At 69.8% G+C, this 13,334-nt stretch carries 11 protein-coding genes; 5 read left to right on the top strand and 6 right to left on the bottom strand.

Annotated elements, in window-relative coordinates; translation table 11 throughout:
* Positions 1–64 precede the first annotated feature (64 nt).
* Positions 65–1,033 (top strand): polysaccharide deacetylase family protein, encoded by a 969-nt coding sequence (locus CSC78_RS00055; RefSeq protein ID WP_162335865.1) that lies wholly within the window; start codon positions 65–67, stop codon positions 1,031–1,033.
* Positions 1,034–1,041: 8 nt separating this feature from the next.
* Here the strand turns inward: CSC78_RS00055 and CSC78_RS00050 are convergent, their stop codons facing one another.
* Positions 1,042–1,821: a LytR/AlgR family response regulator transcription factor gene (locus CSC78_RS00050; protein WP_162335864.1), complete on the bottom strand. Its 780-nt coding sequence runs from the start codon at positions 1,819–1,821 to the stop codon at positions 1,042–1,044.
* Complete coding sequence (locus tag CSC78_RS00045) at positions 1,818–2,924, bottom strand: sensor histidine kinase (RefSeq protein ID WP_162335863.1); 1,107 nt, start codon at positions 2,922–2,924, stop codon at positions 1,818–1,820. The genes CSC78_RS00050 and CSC78_RS00045 overlap by 4 nt, the downstream gene beginning before the upstream one ends.
* A gap of 139 nt (positions 2,925–3,063) precedes the next feature.
* On the opposite strand from CSC78_RS00045, the gene CSC78_RS00040 reads away from it, so the two are divergent.
* Positions 3,064–3,516 (top strand): hypothetical protein, encoded by a 453-nt coding sequence (locus CSC78_RS00040; RefSeq protein ID WP_162335862.1) that lies wholly within the window; start codon positions 3,064–3,066, stop codon positions 3,514–3,516.
* Between the two features lie 2 nt (positions 3,517–3,518).
* On the opposite strand, the gene CSC78_RS00035 is transcribed toward CSC78_RS00040, so the two are convergent.
* The 3 genes from CSC78_RS00035 to adh all read right to left on the bottom strand — a co-directional run bounded on the left by CSC78_RS00035 (position 3,519) and on the right by adh (position 6,614).
* Complete coding sequence (locus CSC78_RS00035) at positions 3,519–3,911, bottom strand: DUF779 domain-containing protein (protein ID WP_162335861.1); 393 nt, start codon at positions 3,909–3,911, stop codon at positions 3,519–3,521.
* A 20-nt stretch (positions 3,912–3,931) separates the two neighbouring features.
* Positions 3,932–4,960, bottom strand: a complete 1,029-nt coding sequence (adhP, locus tag CSC78_RS00030; RefSeq protein ID WP_162335860.1) for an alcohol dehydrogenase AdhP — start codon at positions 4,958–4,960, stop codon at positions 3,932–3,934.
* A 124-nt stretch (positions 4,961–5,084) separates the two neighbouring features.
* Complete coding sequence (gene adh / locus CSC78_RS00025) at positions 5,085–6,614, bottom strand: aldehyde dehydrogenase (RefSeq protein ID WP_162335859.1); 1,530 nt, start codon at positions 6,612–6,614, stop codon at positions 5,085–5,087.
* Positions 6,615–6,854: 240 nt separating this feature from the next.
* Here adh and CSC78_RS00020 point away from each other — a divergent pair, with 240 nt between their 5' ends.
* The 3 genes from CSC78_RS00020 to CSC78_RS00010 all read left to right on the top strand — a co-directional run bounded on the left by CSC78_RS00020 (position 6,855) and on the right by CSC78_RS00010 (position 10,386).
* The gene (locus CSC78_RS00020; RefSeq protein WP_162335858.1) at positions 6,855–8,744 is read left to right on the top strand and encodes a sigma-54-dependent Fis family transcriptional regulator; all 1,890 of its coding nucleotides are present in this window, start codon (positions 6,855–6,857) and stop codon (positions 8,742–8,744) included.
* Between the two features lie 15 nt (positions 8,745–8,759).
* Positions 8,760–9,146: a DUF1801 domain-containing protein gene (locus tag CSC78_RS00015; protein WP_162335857.1), complete on the top strand. Its 387-nt coding sequence runs from the start codon at positions 8,760–8,762 to the stop codon at positions 9,144–9,146.
* A 124-nt stretch (positions 9,147–9,270) separates the two neighbouring features.
* Positions 9,271–10,386, top strand: coding sequence for an alpha/beta hydrolase (locus tag CSC78_RS00010; protein WP_162335856.1), 1,116 nt, complete (start codon positions 9,271–9,273; stop codon positions 10,384–10,386).
* Positions 10,387–10,392: 6 nt separating this feature from the next.
* On the opposite strand, the gene CSC78_RS00005 is transcribed toward CSC78_RS00010, so the two are convergent.
* Positions 10,393–13,086: a bifunctional diguanylate cyclase/phosphodiesterase gene (locus tag CSC78_RS00005; RefSeq protein ID WP_238391110.1), complete on the bottom strand. Its 2,694-nt coding sequence runs from the start codon at positions 13,084–13,086 to the stop codon at positions 10,393–10,395.
* Positions 13,087–13,334 lie beyond the last annotated feature (248 nt).

Below are 13,334 nucleotides of genomic sequence, written 5' to 3'. Positions count from 1 at the left end.
CGGGGTGGTGGCGCGACGGCGGCGACAGGTAAGCTCGCTCCTCCCTCACCCAACCGGATCGCGCATGCGCTTTCTCCTGCGAGTCATCGTGTTGTCGCTGGCTGCCCTGGCGGCGCATGCCGCCGAGCCTGACCGCCGCATCGCCATCACCATCGACGACCTGCCGTGGCAACGGATGGACAGGACGCCACCGGCGGAACTGGCCGCGCGCCATGCACAGCTGATGGCGCAGCTGAAGCAGGTGGGCGTGCCGGTGGTGGGCTTCGTCAACGAGGGCAAGCTGGAGGTCGACGGGCAGGTGCAGCCGGCGCGCGTGGCGATGCTGCGCGACTGGCTCGACGCCGGCTACGAACTGGGCAACCACACCCACGGCCATCTCGACGTGCATGCGGTGGGGCTGCCGGCCTTCCAGCAGGACATCCTCGATGGCGAGCGCGTGTTGCGACCGCTGCTGGCGGAGCGCGGGCAGGCGCCGCGCTGGTTCCGCCATCCCTACCTGCGTGCGGGCCGCACGCCGGAGGACCGCGCCACGCTGTCCGCCTTCCTCGGTGACCACGGCTACCGCATCGCGCCGGTGACCGTCGACAACGGCGAATGGGTATGGGCGTTCGCCTACGCCAACGTGCTCGACGGCCAGCCCGACACGCCCGAACGTGCGGCCACGCTGGAGCGGCTGCGCCGGGGCTACCTCCCTTACATGCTCAACAAGGTCGACTACTACGAACAGCAATCGCAGGCGCTGCTGGGCTATGCGTTGCCGCAGGTGTGGCTGCTGCACGCCAACGAGTTGAACGCCGTGGCCTATGCGGACCTGGTGGCCGGCGTGCAGCGCCGCGGCTACCGCGTGGTGACACTGGACGAGGCGATGCGCGATCCCGCGTACGCGCGTGGCGAGGACGGCTACAACGGCCGCTACGGCCCCAGCTGGTTGCACCGCTGGGCGATGGCCGAGAAGAAGCCGAAGGACTTCTACGCCGGCGAGCCGGTGGTGCCGGGCTGGGTGCTCGCGCTGGCGGGCGTGGAATCGGAATAACGCCCGCGTCAGTCCTCGCGGCGCAGCGTCGCCAGTTTCAGGAACGCTTCGTGCTGGTAGCGGCTCATGCGCAGCTGCTGGCCGGTGTCCATCGTCACCACGTGGTAGCCGTTGAACCACGGGTGGATGTCCTTCACCCGGCGCACGTTGATGATCGCCGAGCGGTGCACGCGGGCGAAGTGGCGCGGGTCCAGTCGCGCCGCCAGTGCCGACATCGTCTCGCGCACTTCATGCACGCGGTCGGCCAGGTGCAGTCGCACCGTGTTGCCGCTGGCCTTGATCCAGACGATGTCGTCCACGTCGACCAGCACCACGCGTTCTTTCTCGCGGACGGGCAGCCGCTCCAGGTAGGCGTCGCGCTGCTGCAGCGACGCCAGCGCCTGCATGATGCGCGCGGTCGTGTCCGCGTCCGCACCGCGTGCACCGAGCAGCCGCTGCTTCGCCCGGCGCAGCGTTTCCGCAAAGCGCTCGCGGCTGAAGGGCTTGACCAGGTAGTCCACCGCGTTCGCCTCGAACGCGCGCACCGCGAACTGCTCGTAGGCGGTGACGAAGATGGTCGCCGGCATGCGCGCCGCGCCGATCGTCGCCACCACGTCCAGGCCGGTGATGGCCGGCATCTGGATGTCGAGGAACACCAGGTCGGGCGACCGGTCGCGGATCGCCGCCACCGCGGACACGCCATCGCCGCATTCGCCGGCCACCTCGATGTCGGGATCCTCGCGCAGCAACCGCACCACCGCATGGCGCGCGATCGGTTCTTCGTCGATCACCAGCGCGGTGAGGCTCATGCGGGCACGTGCTCCGGCAGCGGGTCGTCGTCCAGTTCGCGGAACGGGAGCCGCAGCCGGCAGGCGACGCCGCGCGGGACGATCAGGTCCAGCCGCAGGCTGGCCTCGTCCCCATAGAGTTCGCGCATGCGCATCCGGGTGTTCGACAGGCCGATGCCATGCCCGCCCGCATGGCCGCCCTCGTCCAGCGTGCTGTTGAAGTTGCGTACGTCGATGCACAGCACGCCGCCCTCGCGCCGGCAGTCGATCTCGACGCGGTCGTCGCCGACGTGCTGGCCGATGCCGTAGCGGATGGCGTTCTCCACGATGGGTTGCAGCACCAGGCTGGGGACGGCGGCCTCCAGTACGTCGGGCGCGACGTGGATGCGTGTGGTCAGGCGGTCCTTGAAGCGGTGCCGCTGGATGCCGAGGTAGAGCTCGAGCAGTTCCAGTTCGCGCCGCAGCGGGATTTCCTGGCCGTCGTAGTCCTCCAGGAACGCGCGCAGCAGTTCGCTCAGGCGCAGCAGCATGTCTTCGGCGGAGACCTTGTCCTCGTCCAGCAGGGTGACGATGGCATGCAGCGTGTTGAACAGGAAGTGCGGCTGCAACTGCGTCTTCAGGACCTGCAGGCGCGACTGCGCGAGTTCGGTCGCCAGCTGGCTGGCCTCCAGTTCGCGTCGCGCTTTCTCGGCGTGGAACTGGATGGCCTGCTGGATGGCGAACAGCAGCCAGTAGGTCAGCAGGCCGATGGCGAAGTGCTGCTCCAGGAAGTAGCCGAGCTGTTCGAAGAAGCCGCTGGGCTCGAACAGCGTGGAGACCAGGGCGCCGATCATCATCGCGACGAACGTCGTGCACAGGCTGGCCACCAGTTGCTTGCCCAGTCCGCGCAGGCGCAGCGGGCTGCTCACCGGGTAGCGCTCGGCCAGGCGGAACACGAGGGGAGCCAGCGCTGCCCACGTGTACCACTGGATCAGCGACCAGCGGATCAGATCCCACAGCGGCCAGTTGGGCCGATGCAGGCCATTGTTGAGTTTCGTCTGCAGGGTGAACAACAGCGCGACCGCCGTCCACAAGGCGAGGTAACGGAACAGGCCGATCTCGGTATTGCCCAGACGGATTTTCATGCGGCCCTCCTGATCGGCGTCCGCATCGTAGGGCGGGGCCAGCATCGCGGGAAGGCGCGGAGGTCACGGACTACGATTCGTCCCGGTGGCACGACGATTCGTCACGGATCCGTTGCCGCCCTGTCCGGAGAAGCGCGGGATGCGCCTGCCCCGCACGCAATCCCGCGTCGCCGGTGGCGCCCCCGTCACCGGAGATCACGCCATGCATCGCCTGTCCGTCGTTGCCCTGCTCGTCGCCGCCGCTCCGTTCGCCCCGGTCCAGGCGGGCGAACGCAGCCACTATCTGTACGTCGTGAACCGTGCCCACGATGCGATCGTGTCCCTGTCCGCGGCGCCGGCCGGTGCCGACGACCGTCGCGAGCTCCTGGCCGGCACGCGGCTGGCCGGCGGCGGCGAAGCCGCCACCGTCGAGATCCGGGGCGAGGACTGCGTGCACGACCTCCATGTCGTCTTCGCCAACGGTCGACGCGCACTGTATTCGGCCTTCGACCTGTGCCGTGCACACGGCCTGCGCGTGATGCCGCTTCCCGCCCGCGACGCGCAGGCGCGACTGGCCCGCACGCGAACGGAGGAACGGACCGCCGCCGACTGAGGTCAGACCCGTCCCGCCTCCGCCAATGCCGCGAACTCCTCGTCGGTGAACAGCCGCGAGCGCACCAGGAAGCGCACGCCTTCGCCGTTCTCCAGCGAGAACATGCCGCCGCGCCCGGGCACCACGTCGATGATCAGCTGGGTGTGCTTCCAGTATTCGAACTGCGACGGGCTGATGTAGACACCGGCACCGCCGATCTCGCCCAGCCGCACGTCGCGGTCGCCGACGATGAAGTCGCCCACCGGATAGCACATCGGCGAGGAACCATCGCAGCAGCCGCCCGACTGGTGGAACAGCACCGGGCCATGGCGTGCCTGCAGCCGTGCGAGCAGCGCCAGCGCGGCCGGCGTGGCCGTCACCTGCGGTGGCGGGGAAGCGCGGGGCACGGCATGCATGGGCGCGACGCCGGCCGCGCTCAGGCGGCGAAATCCAGCACGACGCGGCCCTCGATCGCGCCGGCGTGCATGCGGGCGAACACGTCGTTGATGTTCTCCAGCCGGTCGGTCGCCACCGTGGCCGCGACCTTGCCCATCGCGGCGAAGTCGAGCGACTCCTGCAGGTCCAGCCGCGTGCCGACGATGGAGCCGCGCACGGTGATGCCGTTGAGCACCATGCCGAAGATGTCCAGCGGGAACTGGCCCGGCGGCAGGCCGTTGAGCGACACCGTGCCGCCACGGCGCACCATGCCGATGGCCTGTTCGAACGCCTTCGGCGAGACCGCGGTGACGAGCGCGCCGTGCGCGCCGCCGATCTCCTTCTTCAGGTAGGCGACCGGGTCGGTGGTCTTCGCGTTGACGGCGACGGTCGCGCCCAGGCGGCGGGCCAGGTCGAGCTTGGCGTCGTCGACGTCGACGGCCGCCACGTTCAGGCCCATCGCCTTCGCGTACTGCACGGCCATGTGGCCGAGGCCGCCGATGCCCGAGATCACCACCCAGTCGCCGGGCCGGGTGTCGGTGACCTTCAGGCCCTTGTAGACGGTCACGCCGGCGCAGAGGATCGGCGCCACCTCGACGAAGCCGATGTTCTTCGGCAAGTGGCCGACATAGCCGGCATTGGCCAGTGCGTATTCGGCGAAACCGCCGTTGACCGAGTAGCCGGTGTTCTGCTGCGTCTCGCACAGCGTTTCCCAGCCGCCGAGGCAGTGTTCGCAGTAGCCGCAGGCGGAGTACAGCCACGGGATGCCGACGCGGTCGCCCTCCTTCACATGGCTCACGCCCGCGCCCACGGCGACCACGTGGCCGACGCCCTCATGGCCGGGAATGAAGGGAGGATTGGGCTTGACCGGCCAGTCGCCCTCGGCGGCATGCAGGTCGGTGTGGCAGACGCCACAGGCCTCGATCTTCACCAGGATGTCGCCGGCCGCAGGCCGAGGCACGGGGACTTCCTCGATCACCAGCGGCTTGCCGAACGCCCGCACGACGGCGGCTTTCATGGTGCTGTCCATTCACTACTCCTGTCATTGCTGGTGAAGCCCCAACCTACGCCGGCAGCGCGGCAGGCACGTTGATTCCGATCAATCCACGGGAACGGCGCGATGCCGCCGGTCGGACGGCACCGCGCATGCCGTGTCAGAAGAAGCCCAGCGCCTTGGGCGAATAGCTGACCAGCAGGTTCTTGGTCTGCTGGTAGTGGTCGAGCATCATCTTGTGGTTCTCGCGGCCGATGCCCGACTGCTTGTAGCCGCCGAACGCCGCGTGTGCCGGATAGGCGTGGTAGCAGTTGGTCCACACGCGGCCGGCCTGGATCGCGCGGCCCATGCGGTACAGCCGCGAGGCGTCGCGGCTCCACACCCCCGCGCCCAGGCCGTACAGCGTGTCGTTGGCGATGGCCAGCGCCTCGGCTTCGTCCTTGAACGTGGTCACCGACACCACCGGCCCGAAAATCTCCTCCTGGAAGATGCGCATGCGGTTGTGGCCCTTGAAGACGGTGGGCTTCACGTAGAAGCCGCCGGCCAGGTCGCCGTCGAGCATGGCCTGCCCGCCGCCGGCCAGGACCTCGGCGCCTTCCTGCCGGCCGATGTCGATGTAGCTCAGGATCTTCTCGAGCTGTTCGCCGGACGCCTGCGCGCCGACCATCGTGTTCGGGTCCAGCGGGTTGCCCTGCCTGATCGCGGCGACGCGGGCGAGCACCTTGTCCATGAAACGGTCGTAGATCGATTCCTGCACCAGCGCGCGGGACGGACACGTGCAGACCTCGCCCTGGTTGAAGGCGAACAGTACGAAGCCCTCCACCGCCTTGTCGAGGAAGTCGTCGTCCTCGGCCATGACGTCGGCGAAGAAGATGTTCGGCGACTTGCCGCCCAGTTCCAGCGTCACCGGGATCAGGTTCTGGCTGGCGTACTGCATGATCAGCCGGCCGGTGGTGGTCTCGCCGGTGAAGGCGATCTTGGCGATGCGCGGATTGGACGCCAGCGGCTTGCCCGCCTCCAGGCCGAAGCCGTTGACCACGTTCAGCACGCCCGGCGGCAGCAGGTCGCCGATCACCTCCATCAGCACCAGGATGGAGGCCGGCGTCTGTTCGGCCGGCTTCATCACCACGCAATTGCCGGCGGCCAGCGCAGGCGCCAGCTTCCAGCACGCCATCAGCAGCGGGAAATTCCACGGGATGATCTGGCCGACCACGCCCAGCGGCTCGTGGAAGTGGTAGGCGATGGTGTCGCCGTCGATCTCGCCGATGCTGCCTTCCTGCGTGCGGATGGCACTGGCGAAGTAGCGGAAGTGGTCCACGCACAGCGGGATGTCCGCGTTGAGCGTCTCGCGGATCGGCTTGCCGTTGTCCCAGGTCTCGGCGTGGGCCAGCAGCTCCAGGTTCTGCTCGATGCGGTCGGCGATCTTCAGCAGCACGTTGGCGCGGTCGGTGGTGGAGGTCCTGCCCCAGGCGTCCCTGGCGGCGTGGGCGGCATCGAGGGCGAGTTCGATGTCCTCGGCATTGGAGCGCGGCACCTGGGTGAACACCTTGCCCGTGACCGGTGTGGGATTGTCGAAATACTGGCCCGAGCGTGGCTCGACCCACTGCCCGCCGATGAAGTTGCCGTAGCGCGGCTTGAAGAGGGCGGAAGGATCGACGGCCTGGGGGCGGGGCGAGGCGACTGCGTTCATCGTGACTCCAAGGGAAGGTGGACCCGGTGCGGGTGCGTCCCCTAGTCGCAGGCGGCGTGCCAGATCTGCGTGCTGCGGCGCGTCACGTCGCCGGCCGCCGTGGCGACGTGCATTCGTACCTGCGTCTGCGGCAACGCAACATCGAAAGCGATTGCAGGCTGTCGCAGCCTGTGGTGTGTATCGGAACAGCGGGCGGTCGGGCTGTCGCAGAATGCGACACATCGCCGGCGGGACAGGACGATGGCACGTACGCAGGCATCCCCGGGCAACGACACCCTCCTCGAGGCGCGGCGTGCGTTCTTCGAAGCGGGCCGCTCGCCGGTCGGCCAGGTGCCCGGCGGCATCCTGCAGTCGTGGCGCCGCTGCCGTGGCCTCGGCCTGGCCGCGAACGCGCGTCCGGCGATCGAGCCCATCGATGCGCCGAGCCTGCGCGCGATGCGTGAGCAGCACGAGCGCCTGTGGCGGCTGGCGCGGGCCGAAGTGGAAATGCTCGCCGCCGACGCCACCAGCACCGGCAGCATCGCCATCCTCACCGATGCCGATGGCTGGATCCTGGATGCCGAAGGGAGCGATGCCTTCCTCGACAAGGCCGGGCGCGTGGCGCTGATGCCGGGCGCCTGCTGGAGCGAAGCGCGCGTGGGCACCAACGCCATCGGCACGGCGATCGCGGATGGCCATGCGGTGGAAGTGCGCGGTGCCGAGCACTACGCCGCGCCGCACCGCATCCTCAACTGCGCCGCCGCGCCGATCTTCGACCCCTACGGCCGCATGGTCGGCGTACTGGACATCTCCGGCGATGCCGCGGTCGCGCAGGTGCATGCGCTCGGACTCGCGCAACTGGCGGTGGCCCACATCGAGCATCGCTACTTCGACGAAGGCATCGTCGATGCCGACCTGCTGCGCGTGCACAGCAATCGCGCGCTGCTGGGTACCGCCCGCGAGGGCTTGCTCGCCTTCCGCAACGGGCGGCTGGTCGCCGCCAACCGGGTGGGACTGTCGCTGTTCGGGCTGGAGCGCGGCGACCTGGGACGCGCCCCGTACGAGGCGTTGTTCGATGGCGCGGTCTCGCGGCTGCGCGACGACGGCGCGGTGCACGACCGTACCGGTCGCGTGCTGTACGGCCACGTGGACGAACCCACGCGCACCCGCCGCGCACGCGCGGCGTCGCCGATCACGGTCTCGCCGGCGGTCGCGGGCGCGGAGGCCGATGCGCCGCTGTTCGACGACGCCCAGCAGGCCGAGCTGGAGCGGGCGCGCCGTGTGCTGGACGCGGGCATCCCGGTGCTGGTGCTGGGCGAAACGGGCACGGGCAAGGAGGTGTTCTCGCGCGAACTGCACCGGCGTTGCGCGCGTGCCGGGCGGCCGTTCGTGGCGGTCAATTGCGCCGCGTTGCCGGAAGGGCTGATCGAGGCGGAACTGTTCGGCTACGAGAGCGGCGCCTTTACCGGTGCGCGCAAGGACGGCAACGCGGGCCTGTTGCGCCAGGCCGAGGGCGGCGTGCTGTTCCTCGACGAGATCGGCGACATGCCGATGGCGCTGCAACCGCGCCTGCTGCGCGTGCTGCAGGACCGCGAGCTGTCGCCGCTGGGTGGCGGCAAGCCGGTGAAGCTGGATTTCGCCCTGGTCTGCGCGACCCATCGCCACCTGGAAGACGCGGTCGCCGAGGGTCGCTTCCGCGCGGACCTGTACTACCGCATCTCGCACCACACCGTCGCGCTGCCGCCGCTGCGCGACGCCACCGACCGCGAGGCGCGCGTGCAGACGCTGTGGCAGCGCATCGGGCAGGGTCGCCGCCTGACGACGGCAGCGCAGGACACGCTGTCGCGCTACGCGTGGCCGGGCAACCTGCGCCAGCTGGTCGCCAGCCTGCGCACGCTCGCGGCGCTCAGCGAGCCCGGCAGCGAGATCGATGTGGACGCGCTGCCGGCCTACCTGCGCACGTCGCTGCCGCCGACCGCCGCAGCCGCCGCCGCTCCGCCGGCGGATGCCGATCTCGATGCGATCACCCTGTCGAGCATGCGCGCCGCCGTGGACGCCTGCGGCGGCAACATCGCGCATGCGGCCCGCCGCCTGGGCATCAGCCGCAGCACGCTGTACCGCCGGCTGGGTGCAGGCCTGCGTGGCCGCTGAGCAGGACGTCCGGACATGCCGCGTTCGCCGACCGACGATGTCGATGCGTTCCTCGCCGCGCTTCCACCAGCGCAGCAGGCCCGCGTGCGGCGCCTGCGCGCTGTGATCCTGGCGGCCGATCCCCGCATCGGCGAGGCCATCAAGTGGAACGCGCCCAGCTTCCATGTCGAGGGCCGCCACTTCGCGACGATGCAGTTGCGCCGGGCCGACCGCATGCTGCTGGTGCTGCACCTGGGTGCGGGCAAGCGCGCGCTGCCGGATGGCGCCATCGCCGATCCGCAGCGGCAGCTGGCATGGCTGGGCGCGGATCGCGCGACGTGGTCGTTCGTCGACCGCGAGGACGTCGAAGCGCGGGCCGCCGGCCTGCAGGACCTGCTGCGGCAATGGATGGCGCACATCTGAGCGCCGTTCCGCCCACGCCACCCGCACCGACGGCATGACCGGTGCCACACGCGGCGCGACCATCGACACACGCCCGTGACGGTCGTGGCGGCGACACTGGTCCTCCGCCACTGGAGCCGTGCCGATGAAAACCGCCTTCTCCCCGTTGCTGCTGCTCGCGCTGTCGTGCGCGCCGCACCCGGGCCATGCGCAGGACACGTGCCCCGACCGCCGCGCGTACGCGCCGGCGCGCGAGATCGTCGCCGACCTGCAACGCATCACCGCGCCGACGGGCGTACAGGAAGACTATGCCGTCGAGATCGGCGGCATCCGCCAGTGGGTGAACGTCCGCGGGCAGGACCGCGACAACCCGATGGTGCTGTTCGTGCATGGCGGGCCGGCGTCGCCGGTCATCCCCACCTTGTGGCAGTTCCAGCGTCCGCTGGAGGAGTACTTCACCGTCGTGAACTACGACCAGCGCGGTGCAGGGAAGACGCTGCTGCTGAACCCGCGGGATGCCGTCGCCGATACCCTGCACGTGCAGCGCTACGTGGACGACGCGATCGCGCTCGCCGAGCACCTGCGCACCCGCTACCACAAGCGCAAGCTGGTGCTGATGGCGCACAGCTGGGGCACGGTGGTGGCGATGCACGCCGCCCTGCAGCGGCCGGACCTGTTCCACGCCTATGTCGGCATCGGCCAGGTGATCAACGTACGCACCAACGAACAGGTGAGCTTCGACTACGGCCTGCGCACCGCGCGCGGGAAGGGGAATGCCGAGGCGGTGCGCGAGATGGAATCGATCGCGCCGTATCCCGGCGACCAGCCGATCACGCGCGAGCGCATCGTCATCGCACGCAAGTGGCCGCAGTTCTACGGTGGATTGAGTGCCTACAGGTCGGACTCGATGTACTTCTTCCGGGGGCCGCGCTTGTCGCCCGACTACGACGATGCGGCGCGCTGCGCGATCGACGCAGGCAGCGTGTTCACGCTCGGCCGGCTGCTGGACGAATTCCTGCAGGTGGACTTCACCGGCGTGAAGGACTTCCCCATTCCGGTGGTGATGTTCATGGGCCGGCACGACTACACCACGCCGTCCGAACCCACCGCCGCATGGCTGGCGCAGGTGCGCGCCCCGTACAAGCAGGGCGTCTGGTTCGAGCACTCCGCCCACATGATCCCGTGGGAAGAGCCGGGTAAGACGCTGGTCAGCCTGCTGGAGTACGTGCGGCCACGCACGCTCGAGCGGCCGGCGGAGTAATCCGCCTCAGCGCACCACCGCCAGCCGGCGCGGCGGTGGCTCCTCGCGCTGGAACAGCACGCGTTCGGGGCGGTGCAGGGCGTAGCCCTGGCCGTAGTCCACGCCGAGCGAGCGCAGCGCGTCGCAGATCTTCGGGCTGGCGACCCACTCGGCGACGACCTTCAGGCCGCGCTGGTGGCCGATCTGCGCGATGGCGCTGACGATGGTGCGGCTCATCGGGTCGGTTTCGAGGTCGCGGATGAAGCTGCCGTCGATCTTGATCAGGTCCGCCGGCAGGTTCTTCAGGTAGCCGAACGAGGACATGCCGGCGCCGAAGTCGTCCAGCGCGATGCGGCAACCCACCCGGCGCAGGCGTTCGATCACGCTCACCACCTTCAGCAGGTTGCGCACGGCGACCGTCTCGGTAATCTCGAAGCACAGCGCCTGCGGCGGCACCGCGTACTCGGTGATGCGGGCGAGGATGAAATCGGCCAGGCCTTCGTCCTCGATGCTGGCGCCGGACAGGTTGATCGCGCAGGTGCCCAGGCGCATGCCCGAATGGTGCAGCCCGGCGAAATGGGCGAGCGCATTGCGGATCACCCAGCGGTCGATCGCCGGCATCAGGCCGTAGCGTTCGGCGGCCGGCAGGAAGGCGCCCGGCAGCACGATGCCGCCCTCCTCGTCGCGCAGGCGCAGCAGCAGTTCGATGCTGGTGGCGGTGTCGCGGCCGTCGAGCGGCACGATCTCCTGGTAATCCAGCAGCAGGCGGTCCTGCTCCATCGCCCAGCGCAGGCGGTTGGCCCATTCCATCTCGCCGTGCCGGCGCGTGGTCTCGTTGTCCTCGCGGTACATGTGCACGCGGTTGCGGCCGTTTTCCTTGGCCAGGTAGCAGGCGGTATCGGCCCACGCCAGCAGGTCCTTCAGTGTCGGCTCCTGCTGGTCGACCACCACCACGCCGATGCTGGCGCTGACGGTGTAGGTGCGGTCCTGCCAGACGAACATCAGCGCCTCGATGCGCTCGCGCAGCCGTTCGGCCAGCGCGCGTGCGCCGTCGGCGTCCATGTGGAAGGCCATCAGGCCGAACTCGTCGCCGCCCAGCCGTGCGAGCACGTCGCCGCCGCGCAGCTGCTGGCGCATGGCCAGCGCGAGCTGCGCGAGCAACTGGTCGCCGGCCATGTGGCCGGAGACGTCGTTGATCAGCTTGAACTGGTCCAGGTCGATGTAGAGCAGCGCGCATGGATCGCACATCGTGCGGCCCTTGCGTTCGTCGAGCGCCTCTTCCACGCGTCGCTCGAACTCGCGCCGGTTGCACAGTTCGGTCAACGCATCATGGGTGGCCTGGTAACTCAGCCGCTCGGTCAGTTCGCGCTGCTCGGAGATGTCGGTCGCCACCATCAGCAGGTGCGGTGCGCCGTCCATGTCGACCTGCGCGATGGACGCATTCGCCCAGAACGCGCCGCCACCCGGGCTCAGCAGCACTGCCTCCAGGTTGCCCCAGTCGTTGCCGATGGTGGACGCGTCGCGGGCGCGCGCCTGCAGTTGCGGATCGGAAAACAGGGCCGACAGCGGCAGCCCGGTGGTGTCGCCCAGGCGCAGGCGCGCGGCCTGGTTGACGTAGACGATGCGCCCGTCGCGCGCGTCGGCCAGCAGCACCAGCGCAGGCAGCAGTTCGTTCAGCGCACGGAAGCGCAGTTCGCTCTCGCGGTAGCGTTGGCTCATCTGCTGGCCCAGCACCATCGCGCGCCGCCGCGTCGTGGTCAGCGACCATGCCAGCGCCGCCAGCAACAGGCTGATGACGCCACCGCCGGCCACGATGGCCTGCAGGCGCCCGGCGTCCAGCGGCTGCGGACGCGGCTGCATCTCCAGGCGCCATTGGCGACCGCCGAAATCCAGTCGGCGGACCTGCACCGGCTGGTCCGCCGCGGCCGCGGTGGCGGAGTCGTAGAACGGATGCGCGTCGGCGGTGGCGTCGTAGATGCGCACCCGGAAGCCGTCCAGCACCGCGCCCGCCATCGCCGTTTCGACCAGCGGCTGCAGGCGGATGCCGATGGCCAGTGCACCGATCTCGCGCGCGCGGCGCTGGTTCGGCGTGGCCGGCGTCGGGCCGTCGGAATACACCGGCAAGCGAAGCGTCACGCCCAACGGATTCTGGCCGGACGGCGTGGTCTGCCGCAGCGCGAACGGCGAGGAGATCACCACGGTGTCGGTGTCGCGGGCTCGCAGCAGCGCGGCCAGGTTCGCTTTCTGTCCCACCATGTCGAAGCCGATCAACGAGGTGTTGGCCTGGTAGGGGGCGACGAATTCGTAGCGGTACGACACGTGGTCGGCCAGCGGCTGGCCCGCCGGCATGCGGCGCGCGAACGCCACGGAGGTGTAGGCGCCGGGTGCGAGCGGGCTGCGCAGGCTGGCGTGGTACTGGCTGAAACGCGCCTGGTCCATCTGGTCGTTGGCCAGGTACAGGGTCTGCATGGCGCGCAGCATCGACGCTGCCTGTTCCAGCGGCACGCGCAACTGGGAGGTGCCGGCATCGGCCAGTGCGCGATGGGCTTCTTCGGCACGCTCCTGCAGGTCGCGCCATTCGCGCTGGGCCACGACCGCGGTGCATGCCAGGCCCAGCAGCAGGACAGCCGCCGCCCAGGCGCGCGGCGACAGGCCGGCGCGGCGGGGGGGCGGAGCCGGCAATGCCAGGGCATCGCCGGGAAGGGCGGGGGTGGAATCCACCTGGGCCTAGATCCTGCGTGAGGGAAGGGCGAGCCGACGGGCGCCGATCCGGAGGGGAAGCAGGCTTCGTGCCAGACGGGCCGCGCCCCGGGAACCGGATCTGCGGCCTCTCCGCCGGCCCCGAAGCCGGCCCGAAGGACCGTCAGTGTCACTATCGGCCCCTGTGTGACGTTCTTGACGCACCGGGGCGCGCAACGGCGCGCGCCGGAACGCTCAGGCCAGGGGCTGGATGGGGGGCGGTGTCCGGG

This window comes from Pseudoxanthomonas japonensis (genome assembly GCF_010093445.1).
In the GTDB taxonomy this organism is placed as follows: domain Bacteria; phylum Pseudomonadota; class Gammaproteobacteria; order Xanthomonadales; family Xanthomonadaceae; genus Pseudoxanthomonas_A; species Pseudoxanthomonas_A japonensis.
This window is presented reverse-complemented; position numbering and strand designations above follow the sequence as displayed.

Coding starts and splice junctions, on each gene's coding strand:
- CSC78_RS00055 (WP_162335865.1), top strand. CDS start 65: ATGCGCTTTCTCCTGCGAGTCATCGTGTTGTCGCTGGCTGCCCTGGCG.
- CSC78_RS00050 (WP_162335864.1), bottom strand. CDS start 1,821: ATGAGCCTCACCGCGCTGGTGATCGACGAAGAACCGATCGCGCGCCAT.
- CSC78_RS00045 (WP_162335863.1), bottom strand. CDS start 2,924: ATGAAAATCCGTCTGGGCAATACCGAGATCGGCCTGTTCCGTTACCTC.
- CSC78_RS00040 (WP_162335862.1), top strand. CDS start 3,064: ATGCGCCTGCCCCGCACGCAATCCCGCGTCGCCGGTGGCGCCCCCGTC.
- CSC78_RS00035 (WP_162335861.1), bottom strand. CDS start 3,911: ATGCATGCCGTGCCCCGCGCTTCCCCGCCACCGCAGGTGACGGCCACG.
- adhP (WP_162335860.1), bottom strand. CDS start 4,960: ATGGACAGCACCATGAAAGCCGCCGTCGTGCGGGCGTTCGGCAAGCCG.
- adh (WP_162335859.1), bottom strand. CDS start 6,614: ATGAACGCAGTCGCCTCGCCCCGCCCCCAGGCCGTCGATCCTTCCGCC.
- CSC78_RS00020 (WP_162335858.1), top strand. CDS start 6,855: ATGGCACGTACGCAGGCATCCCCGGGCAACGACACCCTCCTCGAGGCG.
- CSC78_RS00015 (WP_162335857.1), top strand. CDS start 8,760: ATGCCGCGTTCGCCGACCGACGATGTCGATGCGTTCCTCGCCGCGCTT.
- CSC78_RS00010 (WP_162335856.1), top strand. CDS start 9,271: ATGAAAACCGCCTTCTCCCCGTTGCTGCTGCTCGCGCTGTCGTGCGCG.